The 13,867-nt window shown below is 73.4% G+C and carries 18 protein-coding genes; 10 read left to right on the top strand and 8 right to left on the bottom strand.

All coding sequences use genetic code 11. From position 1 onward, the window contains the following. Positions 1–197 precede the first annotated feature (197 nt). From ACGF0J_RS26410 to ACGF0J_RS26400, 3 genes are all read right to left on the bottom strand, one after another. The gene (locus tag ACGF0J_RS26410; RefSeq protein ID WP_393149720.1) at positions 198–1,094 is read right to left on the bottom strand and encodes an alpha/beta fold hydrolase; all 897 of its coding nucleotides are present in this window, start codon (positions 1,092–1,094) and stop codon (positions 198–200) included. A 4-nt stretch (positions 1,095–1,098) separates the two neighbouring features. Beyond that, positions 1,099–1,515 (bottom strand): VOC family protein, encoded by a 417-nt coding sequence (locus ACGF0J_RS26405; protein WP_393149718.1) that lies wholly within the window; start codon positions 1,513–1,515, stop codon positions 1,099–1,101. Positions 1,516–1,623: 108 nt separating this feature from the next. Next, the gene (locus ACGF0J_RS26400; RefSeq protein WP_393149716.1) at positions 1,624–2,580 is read right to left on the bottom strand and encodes a helix-turn-helix domain-containing protein; all 957 of its coding nucleotides are present in this window, start codon (positions 2,578–2,580) and stop codon (positions 1,624–1,626) included. Positions 2,581–2,658: 78 nt separating this feature from the next. Here ACGF0J_RS26400 and ACGF0J_RS26395 point away from each other — a divergent pair, with 78 nt between their 5' ends. Genes ACGF0J_RS26395 through ACGF0J_RS26365 form a run of 7 tightly spaced genes read left to right on the top strand, consistent with a single transcriptional unit; the run spans position 2,659 to position 9,281 of the window. After that, on the top strand, positions 2,659–2,985 hold the full coding sequence (locus tag ACGF0J_RS26395; RefSeq protein WP_393149714.1) for a PadR family transcriptional regulator: 327 nt from the start codon (positions 2,659–2,661) through the stop codon (positions 2,983–2,985). Next, a complete protein-coding gene (locus ACGF0J_RS26390; RefSeq protein WP_393149712.1) occupies positions 2,982–3,863 on the top strand; it encodes a hypothetical protein in 882 nt (293 codons plus the stop codon). Before ACGF0J_RS26395 ends, ACGF0J_RS26390 begins: the two co-directional genes overlap by 4 nt. A gap of 34 nt (positions 3,864–3,897) precedes the next feature. Next, a complete protein-coding gene (locus ACGF0J_RS26385; RefSeq protein WP_393149710.1) occupies positions 3,898–4,761 on the top strand; it encodes a hypothetical protein in 864 nt (287 codons plus the stop codon). Then, on the top strand, positions 4,761–5,654 hold the full coding sequence (locus tag ACGF0J_RS26380) for a hypothetical protein (protein ID WP_393149708.1): 894 nt from the start codon (positions 4,761–4,763) through the stop codon (positions 5,652–5,654). Before ACGF0J_RS26385 ends, ACGF0J_RS26380 begins: the two co-directional genes overlap by 1 nt. 9 nt (positions 5,655–5,663) lie before the next feature. Further along, positions 5,664–7,436, top strand: coding sequence for a peptidoglycan-binding protein (locus tag ACGF0J_RS26375; RefSeq protein ID WP_393149706.1), 1,773 nt, complete (start codon positions 5,664–5,666; stop codon positions 7,434–7,436). After that, the gene (locus tag ACGF0J_RS26370; RefSeq protein ID WP_393149704.1) at positions 7,429–8,103 is read left to right on the top strand and encodes an ABC transporter ATP-binding protein; all 675 of its coding nucleotides are present in this window, start codon (positions 7,429–7,431) and stop codon (positions 8,101–8,103) included. The genes ACGF0J_RS26375 and ACGF0J_RS26370 overlap by 8 nt, the downstream gene beginning before the upstream one ends. A gap of 2 nt (positions 8,104–8,105) precedes the next feature. Continuing rightward, positions 8,106–9,281, top strand: coding sequence for an ABC transporter permease (locus tag ACGF0J_RS26365; protein WP_393149702.1), 1,176 nt, complete (start codon positions 8,106–8,108; stop codon positions 9,279–9,281). A 7-nt stretch (positions 9,282–9,288) separates the two neighbouring features. Here the strand turns inward: ACGF0J_RS26365 and ACGF0J_RS26360 are convergent, their stop codons facing one another. Beyond that, entirely contained in the window at positions 9,289–9,762 is a 474-nt protein-coding gene (locus tag ACGF0J_RS26360; protein ID WP_393149700.1) for a pyridoxamine 5'-phosphate oxidase family protein, read from the bottom strand. 156 nt (positions 9,763–9,918) lie between these two features. Here ACGF0J_RS26360 and ACGF0J_RS26355 point away from each other — a divergent pair, with 156 nt between their 5' ends. Further along, positions 9,919–11,016, top strand: coding sequence for a PrsW family intramembrane metalloprotease (locus tag ACGF0J_RS26355; protein WP_393149698.1), 1,098 nt, complete (start codon positions 9,919–9,921; stop codon positions 11,014–11,016). Positions 11,017–11,095: 79 nt separating this feature from the next. Continuing rightward, complete coding sequence (locus tag ACGF0J_RS26350; RefSeq protein ID WP_393149697.1) at positions 11,096–11,716, top strand: pyridoxamine 5'-phosphate oxidase family protein; 621 nt, start codon at positions 11,096–11,098, stop codon at positions 11,714–11,716. A gap of 53 nt (positions 11,717–11,769) precedes the next feature. Here the strand turns inward: ACGF0J_RS26350 and ACGF0J_RS26345 are convergent, their stop codons facing one another. The 3 genes from ACGF0J_RS26345 to ACGF0J_RS26335 all read right to left on the bottom strand — a co-directional run bounded on the left by ACGF0J_RS26345 (position 11,770) and on the right by ACGF0J_RS26335 (position 13,036). After that, a complete protein-coding gene (locus ACGF0J_RS26345) occupies positions 11,770–11,940 on the bottom strand; it encodes a hypothetical protein (protein ID WP_393149695.1) in 171 nt (56 codons plus the stop codon). Between the two features lie 93 nt (positions 11,941–12,033). Further along, positions 12,034–12,480 (bottom strand): carboxymuconolactone decarboxylase family protein, encoded by a 447-nt coding sequence (locus ACGF0J_RS26340; RefSeq protein ID WP_393149693.1) that lies wholly within the window; start codon positions 12,478–12,480, stop codon positions 12,034–12,036. 76 nt (positions 12,481–12,556) lie between these two features. Continuing rightward, positions 12,557–13,036: a hypothetical protein gene (locus ACGF0J_RS26335; protein ID WP_393149691.1), complete on the bottom strand. Its 480-nt coding sequence runs from the start codon at positions 13,034–13,036 to the stop codon at positions 12,557–12,559. Between the two features lie 178 nt (positions 13,037–13,214). Here ACGF0J_RS26335 and ACGF0J_RS26330 point away from each other — a divergent pair, with 178 nt between their 5' ends. After that, complete coding sequence (locus tag ACGF0J_RS26330; RefSeq protein WP_393149689.1) at positions 13,215–13,466, top strand: hypothetical protein; 252 nt, start codon at positions 13,215–13,217, stop codon at positions 13,464–13,466. Between the two features lie 3 nt (positions 13,467–13,469). Here ACGF0J_RS26330 and ACGF0J_RS26325 read toward each other — a convergent pair whose 3' ends face one another. Then, positions 13,470–13,865, bottom strand: coding sequence for a hypothetical protein (locus ACGF0J_RS26325; RefSeq protein ID WP_393149687.1), 396 nt, complete (start codon positions 13,863–13,865; stop codon positions 13,470–13,472). Positions 13,866–13,867 lie beyond the last annotated feature (2 nt).

Here is a 13,867-nt window from a genome sequence, read left to right as displayed (position 1 = left end):
GTCCGGCTGATGCCGGGTCCGCGAAGAGGTCCGACCTTCCGGTCGGGCCTCTTTCGCTCCGGGAGAGGCGAACCCGTGGCCTCCTGGAGGCAGGACAGGCGCGCGTCGAGGTCACGGGCGCGGGCGGTGCGGCAGCTTTGGCATGGGCCCGTGTCCTGTGATCACGGGCTCATGAGCCGATCGCGAGGTCCGTCGCCCTATCCGGCGACGAAGAACTCCAGGAGCTCCGGCGCGAGCGACCGTGCCGCCACGGCGTGGGTCTGGCCGGCGAGGACGCGATGGCCCGCGCCGGGCACGGCGGCGGCGACCGCCCGCCCCGCGTCGCGCATCCAGGCCGGGCTGTCGGCGCCGTTCAGCACGAGGGTGGGGAGTCTGAGCGAGGTGAGCAGCTCGGTGGGGAGGGCGTTGCCCGGCCCCATGACCGCGGCCTCGTAGGCGAGCGTGTGGGCGAGCGCCTCCAGCTCGGGCCAGGAGGGGGCGGTGCGCATGGCGGTCACCGCGTCGGCCGGGACCTCGGCGGCCGCCACCATGAACAGCTCGACCGCGTCCCCGCGCCGGCCCTGCCGCACCAGGCTCTCCAGCGTCGCGGCGAAGCCGGTGGGCAGGCTCGGCGCGCCGGCGCCGACGTGGTACGGGGGTTCCCACAGGGCGAGCTTGGCGACGGCCGGGTCGCGGGCGGCGGCGGCCAGCGCCAGCGCGGCGCCGGACGACCCGCCGAACAGCATCACCGGCCCGCCGGGCGGCCGATCAGCCGGCCCATCGGACGCCCCATCAACCGGCCCGCCGGACGGCCCATCGGAGGGCCCGCCGGAGGAGCCGCCCGAAGCAGCCAGGGCGACGAGAGCCGCGAGATCCTCGACCTCCCGCTCGGCGCTGTGGGGCGGAGTGTCGCCGCTGCCGCCCCGGCCGCGGCGGTCGTAGTTGTAGACCGTGAACCACGGCGACAGCGTGACCGCCACCTCCCGCAGGGTCGGGTGGTCCTTGCCGGTGAAGGCGCCGTGCACGAGGACGAGGGCCGGCCCGGCACCGGACCGGTGGAACGCGATCGGGGTGCCGTCGGCCGAGGTCACCTCGCCGGCCAGGAGCGTGTTCATGCCGTCAGCTCGCCGGGGGCACCAGGCACAGGGCCGACCACTGGTGGCCGTCGGGGTCGGTGAAGCCGCGCTGGTAGCGCATGCCGTCGTTCAGCGGCTCGCCCACGGGGGTGGCGCCGGCCGCGAGGGCCTGGTCGGCCAGTTCGTCCACCTCCTGCGGGGTGTCGAGCCCCAGGACGAGGATCACCTCGGTGCTCTTGCCCGGGTCGGCGACCTCCGCCCGCGCGTACGAGGCGAAGGTCGGCTGGGCGAGCAGCATGACCTGGGTCCGCTCGCTGATGACCACGGAGGCCATGTCGTCGGTCGCGCCGAAGAACGGGAACCCGAGCGCGGTGAAGAACGCCTTGGACCTGGTGAGGTCGGACACCGGCAGGTTGACGAACAGCGTGGCGGAGCGGGGGGCGGGCTGGGTGCCGGACATCGGGGGCTCCTCTTGCGGAGTGGGGGATGCGTACGTCTTCAGTGTGCTGTCCGGCGCGCGGCCGGGCTTGTGTTCCCGTGCCGCGCGGTTGACGATCCGTGCCAGGTGTCAGAGCCGGGCGCGACGGTACTCGGCGGGCGGCATCCCGTACGCCTGTTTGAACACCCGGCTGAAGTGGGCCGGATCGGGCAGGCCCCAGCGGGCGGCCACGCCGCCCACGGGCACGTCGCGCAGGGCGGGGTCGGCGAGGTCGCGGCGGCAGCGCTCCAGGCGGCGGTGCCGGATCCACGCGGCCACGGTGTTGCCGCGGTCCTCGAACAGCCGGTGGAGCTGGCGGGGTGAGACGTGGCAGGCGGCCGCGACGGTGCGGGGGCCGAGGCCGGGGTCGGCGAGGTGCGCCTCGATGAAGGCGTCCACGCGCAGGGACAGCGTCCGCACCCGCGACTCCTCGGGCAGGGCGCCGGCCCGCTCGGCCCGTTCGGCGATGACGGTGGCGAGCAGGTCCATGACGACGGTGGACAGCCGGGCGGCGCTGGCGGGCGGGTAGGTGTCGAGGTCGAGGGTCACCCGGCGCAGCAGGGGCGCGGCCAGCGCGGCGGTGCCGTCGTCCGTGGCGATCGGCTCCGCGGTGAGGCGGGCGACGGACTCGTACGGCAGCGGCAGGGCCTCGCGGGGCAGGCTGAACACGGCCAGGTCCACGCCCGCGGTGTAGCCCAGCCGGTAGGGCCGGGCGAAGTCGTAGAGGGTGAACTCGCCCGGCCGCAGCCTGGTGGACCTGCCGTCCTGCTCGACGACGGGGCCGCCGGCCAGCGCGAGAACCATCCGGTAGAGCTCGCCGCCGCCTCGGCGGATCAGGCCGGGGGTGCGGTGGACGCTGTGGGGTGTGGAGGTGCGCACCCTGCCGACGCCGACGGGGCCGAGCAGCCCGGCGTCGATCTCGCCGCGCAGCGGCGCGTCGGGGTCGATGCGGATGTCGAGCGGGCCGAGCGTGTCGCACACGATGCCGCGCCAGGCCTCGTGGCGCCGGGCGGGCGGCACGTCGTCGGTGCGGATCAGGACGGACATCTCTCGCCCTCCGTCGGCTGGTTGCCCGCCATGGTAGTCCCGCTGCCGCGTGGCGCGGGGCGTGTTATGTTCGGCGGCATGCCCAGGGGGACCGGTGAAGTCAGCGAGCCCATGTTCTACGTGCTCACCGCACTGCTCGACGGGCCGTTGCACGGCCACGCGATCATGAAGGTGGTGGGGGAGCTTTCGGGCCGGCGGGTGAACCCGTCCGTGGGCACCCTTTACGGCCTGCTGGAGCGGCTCAGCGACCGGGGGCTCATCGTGGTGGACCGGGAGGAGACGGTCGCGGGCCGCAACCGCCGCTACTTCCGGCTGGCCGAGGAGGGGCGCGCGGTGCTGGAGGCGGAGGCGTTGCGCATGCAGCGGGCCGCCGCCCTGGTCATCGACCGCCCCGCCACGGCGTGACGCCGCTCGAACGCCGCTACCGGTGGCTGCTGTTGGCCTATCCGCGCGCCTACCGGTCCGCCCACGGCGAGGAGCTGCTGGGTGTTCTGCTCGACTGCGCCGAGCCGGGCCGTACGGTGCCGGAGGCGCGGCAGGCGGCCGGGCTCGTCGGCGGTGGGCTGTGCGAGCGGGTGCGGCACGCGGCGCGGGGCGACGCCTGGCGGGACGGCCTGCATCTGGGCGTGACCGCCGTGATGGCCGCGCAGCTCGCTGTGCTGTTGCCGTATGCCGGGACGATTCCCGTGTGGGCGTTGGCGTCCGCGTTGGGGTTGCTGGCCCTCCTGCGCGGCCGCGTGTGGGCGGCGCTGGCCGGGGCGGCGCTGAGCGGGACGAAGGCCATGATGATCGCCACGGCGTGGCAGCCGGTGGACGTGACTCTGCTGCCGGTCTATCCGGGGTTCCTCGCCGACCGGCCGCTGTTCGCGGCGAGCGGGCCGGCGGCCGTCGCGGTGGGGTACGCGGTGGTGTGCTGCGGCCTGCTGGTGCTGGCGGCCGGGGATCGGCCGCGGCCCCGGTCCTGGTGGTGGACGGCGGCGGTGCCGGTGGCGGCGTGGGCGGGGCCCGCCTGGATGCCGGACGGGCCGGCGCCCGCGATCGGTCTGACCAGGCTGGTGCTGGAGGTGGCGGTGCTGTGCCTGGCGGTGTGGGCGGCGCGCCAGGCCCGTGACGGGCGCTGGGCGCTGGCCGCGTCGCTCTACCTGCTGGTGGTCTCGGTCCAGCTCGGGGAGCACCTCGCGGGCCTGACGCGCCAGCATCTGGCCTACTGGGGGCTGCTGGCGGTGCTGACGGCCGCCGCGGCGTTCGTGCCGGGGGACCATCGCCGCGCCGTCCTGGATTGACCATACTCCGTTAAACGGAGTATTGTCCTCTGCCATGCCCAGACGATCACTAGGGGCCGCGGCCCTGCTCGGCGTGCTCGCGGGATGCGGGACGAGCGCGGCGACGCCGCCCTCGCCCGCGCCCGCGCCCGCGAAGGACACGGCCCGCCAGATCCAGGCGGCGCTCGCGGACTGCATGAAGGGCCGGGGCTTCACGTACGTCCCGTTCGTGGCGCCCCCGCTCGAGTTCAGCGACGAGCAGAAGAAGGCGCACAACGGCGACTACGCGGCGATGAAGGCGGAGCGTTCGAAGCAGGGCTTCGGCGTCTTCTACAACCTCGTTCACCCGCGCCGGCCCAAGGACCTCGACGACCCCGGAGCCAACCCGAACTGGGAGATCAGGAGGGACCTCTCGCCCGCCCAGCAGGAGGCCTACGACGAGGCGGAGCAGTCCTGCCAGTCGGGGGCGATCACCAAGGTCACCGGCAAGGTCGTGAAGTCCGAGGAGGACCGCTTCGCGCAGATCAACCGGCTCATCGACCAGACCGTGCAGCGTGAGCTCGACGGTGACCCCGAGCTCGTCGGCCTCGCCTCGACCATGGCCGACTGCCTCTCCGGCAAGGGGCACCGGACGACCTCGGCCAAGCCGACTGCCATGAACCTGTGGGGGTGGAAGCTGTTCACCGCCCAGAAGGACGAGATCGCCAAGAACGACGACATCCCGGACACGGGCCTGCCCGCGGGTCAGTACTACGAGCCGACCCGGATGAGTCCCGCGGAGGCGCGCCGGCACCTGGATCGGGAGATCAAGGTCGCCCTGGACGACCTGGAGTGCGGCAAGGACTTCCACGCGGCGTACCAGCCGAGGTTCCGTCAGATCGAGCAGCGGGTCAGCGAGCAGTTCGGGGTGACGGGCTGATGACCATGCGATCGGCGCCCGTGGGCGTGGCGCTCGCCCTGGCACTCGGGGGGTGCGGGACGAGCACGGCCACGCGGCCTCCGTCCACGTCCACGTCCACACCCACATCCACATCCACGTCCACCCCGCGACACGACCGCGAGCACGAGGTGCAGGTGCTCAAGGCCGACTGCATGAAGGGCAAGGGCTTCAGATACGTCCCGTTCGTCTACCCGGACACCCCGTCGTCTGAAACGGACTGGCCACTGCGGTCCGGCGACCACGAGGCCGAGAAGGCGTTCCGGACGAAGTACGGGTTCGGCATCTCCTCCATCCTCGTCTACCGCGACGAGATGCCGGGAAGCGGCCCCCTGCCCGACAATCCCAACGACGCCATCAGGAACGACCTGTCGGACGCCCAGCAGAAGGCGTACGCGAAGGCCTCCAACGCTTGTGAGTCCCAGGCCATCAAGAAGGTCACCGGCATGGACGTCACCGACGCCCATGACCACAGCTCGAAGGTCAACGTGCTGATCAACCGGCAGCTGCGCAGCGAGATCGACGGGGACCCCGAACTGGTGCGGCTGGCCTCCGCGATGGCCGACTGCATGGTGACCAAGGGCCACCGGATGACCTCGACCAAGCCGCTGGACGTCGCCAAGTGGGGCGGCGCGGTGATCGGGCGGGAGCTGCACGAGCTGGCGCGCAGGGACGACACGTCGATCCCCCCGTACGACCCTGAGAACGACTCCGGCTACCTCCCGAAACTCTCGCCCGCCGAGGCCCGCCGCGTCCTGGACAGGGAGATCCGGCTGGCGCTGGACGACCTGGAGTGCGGCAAGGACTTCTACCGCCTCTACCGGCCGAAGGCCGACAAGGTCGTGGCCGAGGTCGACGAGCGATACGGCCTGTAGCCGACGGTCATGAGATCCCCTCGAAAGGTCCTGCTCGTCATGCTCGCCGGCGTCCTCCTGATCGCGGGCGCCGGTTGGGCCGTCAGCACCCGCCTGCGCTCACCGGCCGACGAGGCCGCGCTGCGCAGGCCGCCGAAACCGTCGCTGGTCACGGCACCCGTCGAGCGCGTCAAGCTGACCAGCACCGTCGTCGTCAGCGGCACTCTGGAGTACGGCTCCCCCCTCGCGGTCACGCTGGCCGGTGTCGTCGGCGGGCAGGACACGCTGCAACGGGCCACCCGGGCGCCGCGTCCCGGCCGGCTCGCCGAGGGCGGCCTGCTCATGGAGGTCAACGGCCGCCCCGTGTTCGTCCTCACCGGCAAGGTGCCGATGCACCGCACGATCGTCCCCGGCGCCGAGGGGGCCGACGTGCGGCAGCTCCAGCGGGCGCTGCGCCGGCTCGGTCACCGGCCGCCCGTCACCGGGGTGTTCGACCGGGCGACCGTCGCCGCCGTCACCCGCTTCTACGCCCGAAAGGGGTACACCGCCCAGCAGCCGACCCTGGAGGCCCGGCAGCAGCGCGAGACGCTGCGCAAGGCCGTACGGACCGCGCGCGAGACGCTCGCGGCCGAACGTCAGGCGCTCGACGCCGGCCGGGACGTGCTGCCGCTGAAGATCAAGGTGAGCAATGCCAAGGCGGACCTGAAGGCGGCCGAGCGCGCGCTCGACCGGGCCGGGCGGCGGCTCACCCCGGAGGAGGAGGCGAGGCGGGACGCCGCCGAGGCCGCCGTGCGCGCCGCCGAGGAGAAGCTCCTGGAAGCCGAACAGGCGCTCGCCGAGGCCACGAGACCCACCACCGCCCCTACCGCGCCCACGACCGCGCCCACGACCGTGCCCACGAGCACGGCCCCCGGGCCGGGACCCGCGCCCACGCCGCCCGCCGACACCCGGCTGCTCGAACTGCGGGTCGCCAACGCCCAGGCGGAGCTGGACGCCGCGCGGGCGGCGCTCGACCGGCTGGACCGCGAGGCCGGCGAGGCCAGGACCGGGCGGCTGGAGGAACTGCGCAAGACCGTCCGCGACAGGAAGGAGGCCCTGCGGACCGCCGAGCAGGCACTGCGCCAGGCCCGGCAACTCTCACCGGCGCGGCTCAAGGTGGCCGGCGCGAAGGCGGACCTGGCAGCCGCGGGGGCGCTGCTCGCCGAGTTCGAGCGTACGTACGGCACCACCATCCCGCCCGGTGAGATCGTCTTCCTGCCCAAGCTGCCCGCCCGCCTGCACGAGACCCGGGTCAAGGCCGGTGAGACCGTCGAGCAGGCGGTCGCCACCGTGACCAGCTCGTCGTTCGTCGTCGCGGGCGCCGTCGAGGCCGCCGACGCCGACCTGCTCAAGGAGGGCATGCAGGCGGTCATCGAGACCGAGACCGGCAGGACGTATCCCGCCACGCTGACCGCCATCGGGCAGCGGGCGGCCGGCCTGACCGCCGGGCGGAAGGGCGGCGACGACCAGGCGGCCGGCTCCGAACCCGTCCTCATCACCCCCTCCTCGACGGCCGGGCTGAAGCGCTGGTCCGGGAAGACGGTCACGGCCCGCGTGACGGTGGGCGCCACCGGCGCGCAGGTGCTGGCCGTCCCGTCGGCCGCCGTGGTGACCGCCGCGGACGGCCGGCCACGGGTGCAGGTCGAGGTGGCGCCGGACCGGGTCAAGGAGGTCGAGGTGCGCACCGGGCTCACCGCGGACGGCAAGGTCGAGGTGACCGGCGACCTGCGCGCCGGCGACCGGGTGGTGGTGGGCGGTGCCTGAGCCGGTCATCGAGCTGGCGGGGATCGGCCGCGACTACCCCGCCGACCCGCCCGTCCGTGCCCTGTCGGACGTCAGCCTGAGCGTCGGCCGGGCCGACTACCTGGCCGTCGCCGGCCCGTCCGGCTCCGGCAAGTCGACCCTGCTCAACGTGCTCGGCCTGCTCGACCGGCCGTCCACGGGCAGCTACCGGCTCGACGGCATCGAGACGACGACGCTCGCCGACGGCGCGCGGACCAGGCTGCGCGGCCGGCGCATCGGGTTCGTGTTCCAGGCGTTCCACCTGCTGCCGCACCGCAGCGTGGTGGAGAACGTGATGCTCGCCGAGTTGTACGGCGGGCACTCCCGGCGCGGACGGCGCGAACGCGCCCTGGCCGCGCTGGAGCGGGTAGGGCTCGGGCACCGCGCCGGATTCCCGCCCGACCGGCTGTCCGGCGGCGAGCGGCAGCGCGCCGCGATCGCCCGCGCGCTGCTCGGCGGCCCGTCCCTGCTGCTGTGCGACGAGCCCACCGGCAACCTCGACAGCCGCAACACCGCGGGCGTCCTCGACCTGTTCGACGAGCTGCGCGCACAGGGCCTGACCATCGTCGTCATCACGCACGAGACCGAGGTCGGCGAGCGGGCCGCGCGCCGGGCCAGGATCGTCGACGGCGTGCTGACGGAGGAGTGACCATGGACGTGCGCGACCTCGCCGGCGAGGCGCTCGCCGGGATGCTGGCCAGGCCGGTCCGGACGGCGCTCACCACGCTCGGGACGGTGCTCGGCATCACGACGCTCGTGGTCACGCTCGGCGTGGCGGCCACCGCGGGCAACCAGATCGTCGGCAGGTTCGACGAGCTGACCGCCACGGCCGTCACCGTGGACGTGCCCGAGCACGACTCGCCGCTCGTCGCCTGGGACGCCGTCGACCAGGTCACGCGGCTGCGCGGCGTGGCGTCCGCGGCGGCCCTGGCCGAGAGCGAGGGGGGCGCGAACATCCCCGTGCGCGCCAACCGGCTGGTCGACCCGACCCGGGCCACCGGGCGGACGCTCACCGTGGTGGCCGTGACGCCGGGGCTGCCGCTGGCGGCGCGCGGGCGCATGGTGCGGGGTCGCTTCTTCGACCAGGGGCATGTGGAACGGCGGGAACGGGTCGTGGTGCTCGGCGAGCAGGCGGCCCGGCTGCTCGGCGTCACCCGGCTCGACCGGTCGCCCGCCGTGTTCATCGGCGAGCAGCCCTACACGGTCATCGGTGTCCTGGGCGACCTGCGCCGCGAGCGGAACCTGAGCAGCGCCGTGCTCATCCCGCCCACCATCGGCCGCAGGTTCGGGCTGCGCGACGTCACCCGGGTGCTGGTCAACACCCGGCTCGGCGCCGCCGAGCTGATCGCCGGGCAGGCGCCCGCCGCGCTCAGCCCGGGCAACCCGAACCTGCTCCAGGTCACCGCGCCGGCCACGCCGACCCGGGCGCGGGACGCCGTGCAGGGCGACGTCAACGCCCTGTTCCTGGTCCTCGGGCTGGTCTCGCTGGTGGTCGGCGCCGTCGGCATTGCCAACGTCACGCTCGTCACGGTGATGGAGCGCCGGTCCGAGATCGGGCTGCGCCGGGCGCTGGGCGCGGCCCGCCGGCACATCGCGGGCCAGTTCCTGCTGGAGTCGACGCTGGTCGGGCTGACCGGCGGGGTGATCGGCGCCAGTCTGGGGGTGGCGGCGATCGTCGCGATCTCGGCCGCCCGGCAGTGGACGCCCGTGCTGGACGTGCGGCTGGCTGCGGCGGCGCCGCTGGCCGGAGCCGTGGTGGGGTTGCTGGCCGGGCTGTACCCGGCCCTGCGCGCCGCCCGCATGGAACCGGTGGAGGCGCTGCGCTGAGCGGCTCTCAGCGGCGGGCCTCCGCCGGGACCCGGGTCCCGTACAGCCGCGTCACCCGCAGCCTGATCACCATGCGCCGGTCGGCGACCATCCGCCGCAGGTACGCCGCCTCCTCCGCCGCGTCGCGGGGCTCCGGCCGCAGGGCCAGCAGCTCCCGGCCCACCTCGTCGCCCGGCTCGGCGCTCACCGGTGACAGCTCCGCCAGGCCCTCGGCCACCGCGAACGCCCCGAAGTCGTCGCTGGCCACGTAGAGGGCGCCGCGCGGGTCGTCGTGCAGCCGGTCCACCTTGAGCCGGTCGGCGGTCGTCGAGATCCGGACCACCCGCTGCGCGGCATCCCAGGCGTAGCGGACCGTGGACACGTGGGGGCGGCCCCCGCCCGCGGCGGTCGCCAGGGCGCCGAACCGCTGGCTGCTCAGCAGTCCCGACAGTTGCGCGTCACCGAGAGGCGCGAGACCCTGTGCGTGGCTTTCGTCCGGCATGGGTGAATTTCCTCCCTGTTTAGGGGAACTGTACCGGCGTTCCGCACGAACGCACGGGTGGATCGAGGCCCCGCAAGCGGCCGTCAAGCGTCCGTAGACAGCATCCGTAGAGAGGGGCGGATCCATAGTGGGAGGCCCACCGAGAAAGGCGTGACGATGACGGTCCACCTCCGGCCCGCGCTGCCGATCCACCGGCCCAGCAAGGCACTGCTGGTCGGCCTGGTGATCTCCAGCCTGGTGGCCGTCGTCGTGCTCGGCGTCTTCATGAAGGGCGGCGGGCCCGTCGGCTTCGGCCTGTCGCTGCTGCTGGCCGTCGCGCCGTTACCCGTGCTGCTCGCCGCGGTGCTCTCCCTCGACCGGCTGGAGCCCGAGCCGCGCCTGCACCTGGCGTTCGCCTTCGCGTGGGGCGCGGGCGTGGCGGTGGTGCTGGCGATCGGGCTCACGCTGGCCGGCCAGGCGCTCTTCGCCCGGGCCGGGTACGGCTCGCAGGTCGTCGACGCGGTGGGGACCGTGTTCCTGGCTCCGGTGATCGAGGAGGCGCTCAAGGGATCGGCCTTACTGCTGCTCCTGCGCCGCAGGCGGGAGATCGACGGGCTCACCGACGGCATCGTGTACGCCTCCCTGGCCGGACTCGGCTTCGCGGCGGTGGAGAACGTCGGCTACTACCTCAGCGCGTACATGCAGGCCGGGATGGACGCGACCCTGCAGCTCTTCGTGATCCGCGGGCTCGTCGACCCGCTCGGCCACCCGGTCTACACCTCGATGATCGGCCTCGGCGTCGCCTACGCGCTGACCCGGCGCGGTCCCGCACGGCTGGCCATGATCCCGCTCGGCTACCTCGCGGCGGTCGTCCTGCACGGGCTGTGGAACGGCGGCGCCTCGATGCGGTCGCTGCCCTGGCTCGGCGGGGCCTACCTGGTGATCATGATGGCGCTGGTGCTGCTCGTCGTGGTGACGGTCCGCGAGCGCCGCCAGCTCGTCGCCCGGATGGGCGCCTACCTGCCCTGGTACCAGTCGACCGGCCTGGTCACACAGCAGGACATCACGATGCTCAGCTCGCTGCCCGGCCGCAGCCGCGCCCGCAGGTGGGCGAGGGGCCGGGGGCTGGGCCGGGCGATGGGCGACTACCAGCAGGCGGCGACCGAGCTGACACTGCTCCACCTGCGGGCCGAGCGCGAGGGCGTCGATCCGGACCGGTTCGCCGCCGAACGCGACGCGCTGCTCGACGTCATGGCGCGCGCCCGCCGCTGGTAGCCCGCACGCCTTCGACGACCCCGCCGCGGGCCGGGCCCGCCCTCCTGACAGGATGTGCCCGACTTCGAAGGGAGATCGCATGAGCTGGGTGGAAATCGGGTCCGAGGCGGAGTTGCGTGAGCTGCTGGGGGAGGTCATGCCGCGCGTGGCCGGCAAGGAACGGCCCCGCCTGCACGAGCGCGACCGGCAGTGGCTCGCCGCCTCGCCGTTCTGCCTGATCGCCACCTCCGACGCGGAGGGCAACTGCGACGTCTCGCCCAAGGGCGACCCCGCCGGCTTCACCCACGTCATCGACGACACCACGATCGCCGTTCCCGACCGGCCCGGCAACCGCCGGGCCGACGGCTTCCGCAACGTCCTCGCCAACCCGCGCGTCGGGCTGCTGTACCTGATCCCGGGCCGCAACGAGACCCTGCGGATCAACGGGCGCGCCCGGCTGCTGCGCGACGCCCCGTTCTTCGACGAGATGGTCGTCAAGGGCCACCGCCCCCGCCTCGCGCTCGTCGTGGAGATCGACCAGATCTTCTACCACTGCGCCAAGGCGTTCATGCGCTCCTCGCTGTGGCGGCCTGACCGGTGGGGCCCGGACCCGTTGCCGTCGCACGCGGTGCTGGTCAAGGAGGTGCAGCGGGTCGAGGAGTCGGTCGAGGACCTGGAGCGGTACTACGGCGAGTCCTATGCCCGGCGGCTCTACGGCTGAGCCGTGGACACGCGACGGCCCGCGCCCCCGGAAGGGACGCGGGCCGTCGGTCGTCAGGCCGCGGGAGTGGGCCCGCCGGGAAAGTGGATCACGTTGCGGCCGGTGTAGGCGCGCAGGTCGACGACCTTGGGATCGGGGGGTGCGGGCCTGCGGCGATCGGCGGAACGGATGTCGCGGACCTTGTGCCTGACGACATGCGGTGACACCACCGCCAGCCTCTTCATTGGATCCCCCCGTGATGTTGCTGTTACCAAATCTATCTACAGAAACATCTGTAAGGCCAGTGTAAGAAGAGACTCGGCGGGGCGTCCCGCCCGCTACGCGCCTGCGGGCGTCTGGCGGGTCGGGACGGCGATCCGGTTCCAGGCGTTGATCATGGCGATCGCGACGACGAGCGTGGCGAGCTGCTCCTCGTCGTAGTGCCCGGCCGCCTCCTGCCAGACCTCGTCGGGCACGGCCACGCGGTCGGCCAGCCTGGTCGCCTCCTCCGCCAGCGCCAGCGCCGCCCGCTCGGCCGGCGTGTAGCAGGCCGCCTCCCGCCAGGCGGCCACCGACCAGATCCGCTGGTCGCTCTCGCCGTTCTGCTTCAGGTCACGGCTGTGCATGTCCACGCAGAACGCGCAGCCGTTGATCTGGCTGACCCGCAGCTTGAGCAGCTCGATCGTGCTGTGCGGCACGCCGCTGCGGGCCACGAAGCCCTCCACGGCGAGGAAGGACTTGAACGCCTCGGGGGCCAGTTTCGCCACGTTGAGCCGCGGGCTCATCGCGAACCTCCTTGAGTCGGGAGTGTCGTACCGAACCAAGGACGGGACAGCCCCGCCGGATGTGACAGCCCGGGCGCTAACCCCGGCAGTTGCCCCAGGAGGTGCGGCCGCCCCACGCCGTGACCCGGTTGTCCGGGTCGCGGGTCCAGCCCTCGTACGTGACGCACTTCCAGCTTCCGTCGACGTGGCCGGTCTCGGCGTAGTAGCGGTAGCGCTGCACGTCCTCCGACCTGCCGCCGCCCTTGACCACGAGCCGCGCGCCGGTGACCGTGCGCTCGCCGGCCCACCGCGTCTTGATCGCGGCCACGCAGTTCTCGCCGCTGCGCTTGCTGTACATCAGGTAGACGTGCCCGTACACCGTGCCGCTGGGCGTCCGCATCGCCCGGTGGCCGTCCTGGACGCGGTGGAATCCCTTGCCGCAGACCTGCTCCGGGGTGTGGCGAGCGGCAGTGGCGGTGGCGGGTGCAGCGGCGTGGGCGGTGGCGTGGGCGGCGGCCGGGGCGGCGGCGATCCCGCCGGCGGCCAGGGCGGCCGCGATGAGCGTGCGTGTGAGCACGGTGCTCCCTTCGTCGGATGGCATCGTCGATCTTTACCATGGCCTGACGATCACGTGAGGCTATTTGGTGAAATATCGGCGGTGTGGGAGCCCTGGCCCGAATATGGGCATCCGTTGGGAAAACCCGGGCGGGCGGCCGGGTATGGCACCGGCGAACCCGCAGCCCGAGGAGATCATCATGGCCGTCTGCGAAACCTGTGGCAACGACTACGACATGTCGTTCGAAGTGCACGCGCAGGGCGCGGTGCACACCTTCGACTCCTTCCAGTGCGCGATCCAGGCCATGGCGCCCATCTGCGAGCACTGCGGCACCAAGCTGATCGGGCACGGCGTCCAGTCGGGCGAGCACTGGTACTGCTGCGCCCACTGCGCCCGCCAGGAGGGCAACGACGGCATCGTCGACCGCGTCATGGCCGGGATGGCGGGCTGACGGTCAGCCCGCCTCCTCACCGGCCAGCCGGTCACGGGCCCACGCCAGCGCGGCGTCCTGGTCCACCGTACCCAGCACGGTGAGCCCGCCGGGGCCGGGATTGCGCACGAGGTCGGCCAGCGACACCGTGGGCACGACGCTGGCCAGGCCCACGCACCGCTCGGCGATCAGCGCGGCGTGCTCCGCCCAGAAGCCGTGCAGGATCTCGGTGGCGCCCTTCTCCGGGGCTCCCCGCTCCCGCTGGTCCACGACCACCGCGAAGCGCCTGCCCTCGCCCTCCGAACGGGCCAGCGCCTCAGACAGGCCGTCGCGCAGCTCGGCCGCGTCCTGGACGCTGAGCCGGCCGTCCTGGCGCGCCCGGACGAGCGGCCAGTCGGCGAAATCGACCAGATTGCCCATGC

This window comes from Nonomuraea sp. NPDC047897 (genome assembly GCF_043204415.1).
In the GTDB taxonomy this organism is placed as follows: Bacteria; Actinomycetota; Actinomycetes; order Streptosporangiales; family Streptosporangiaceae; genus Nonomuraea.
The sequence above is the reverse complement of the archived record's forward strand: the minus strand, read 5'-3'. Positions and strand labels throughout refer to the sequence as shown.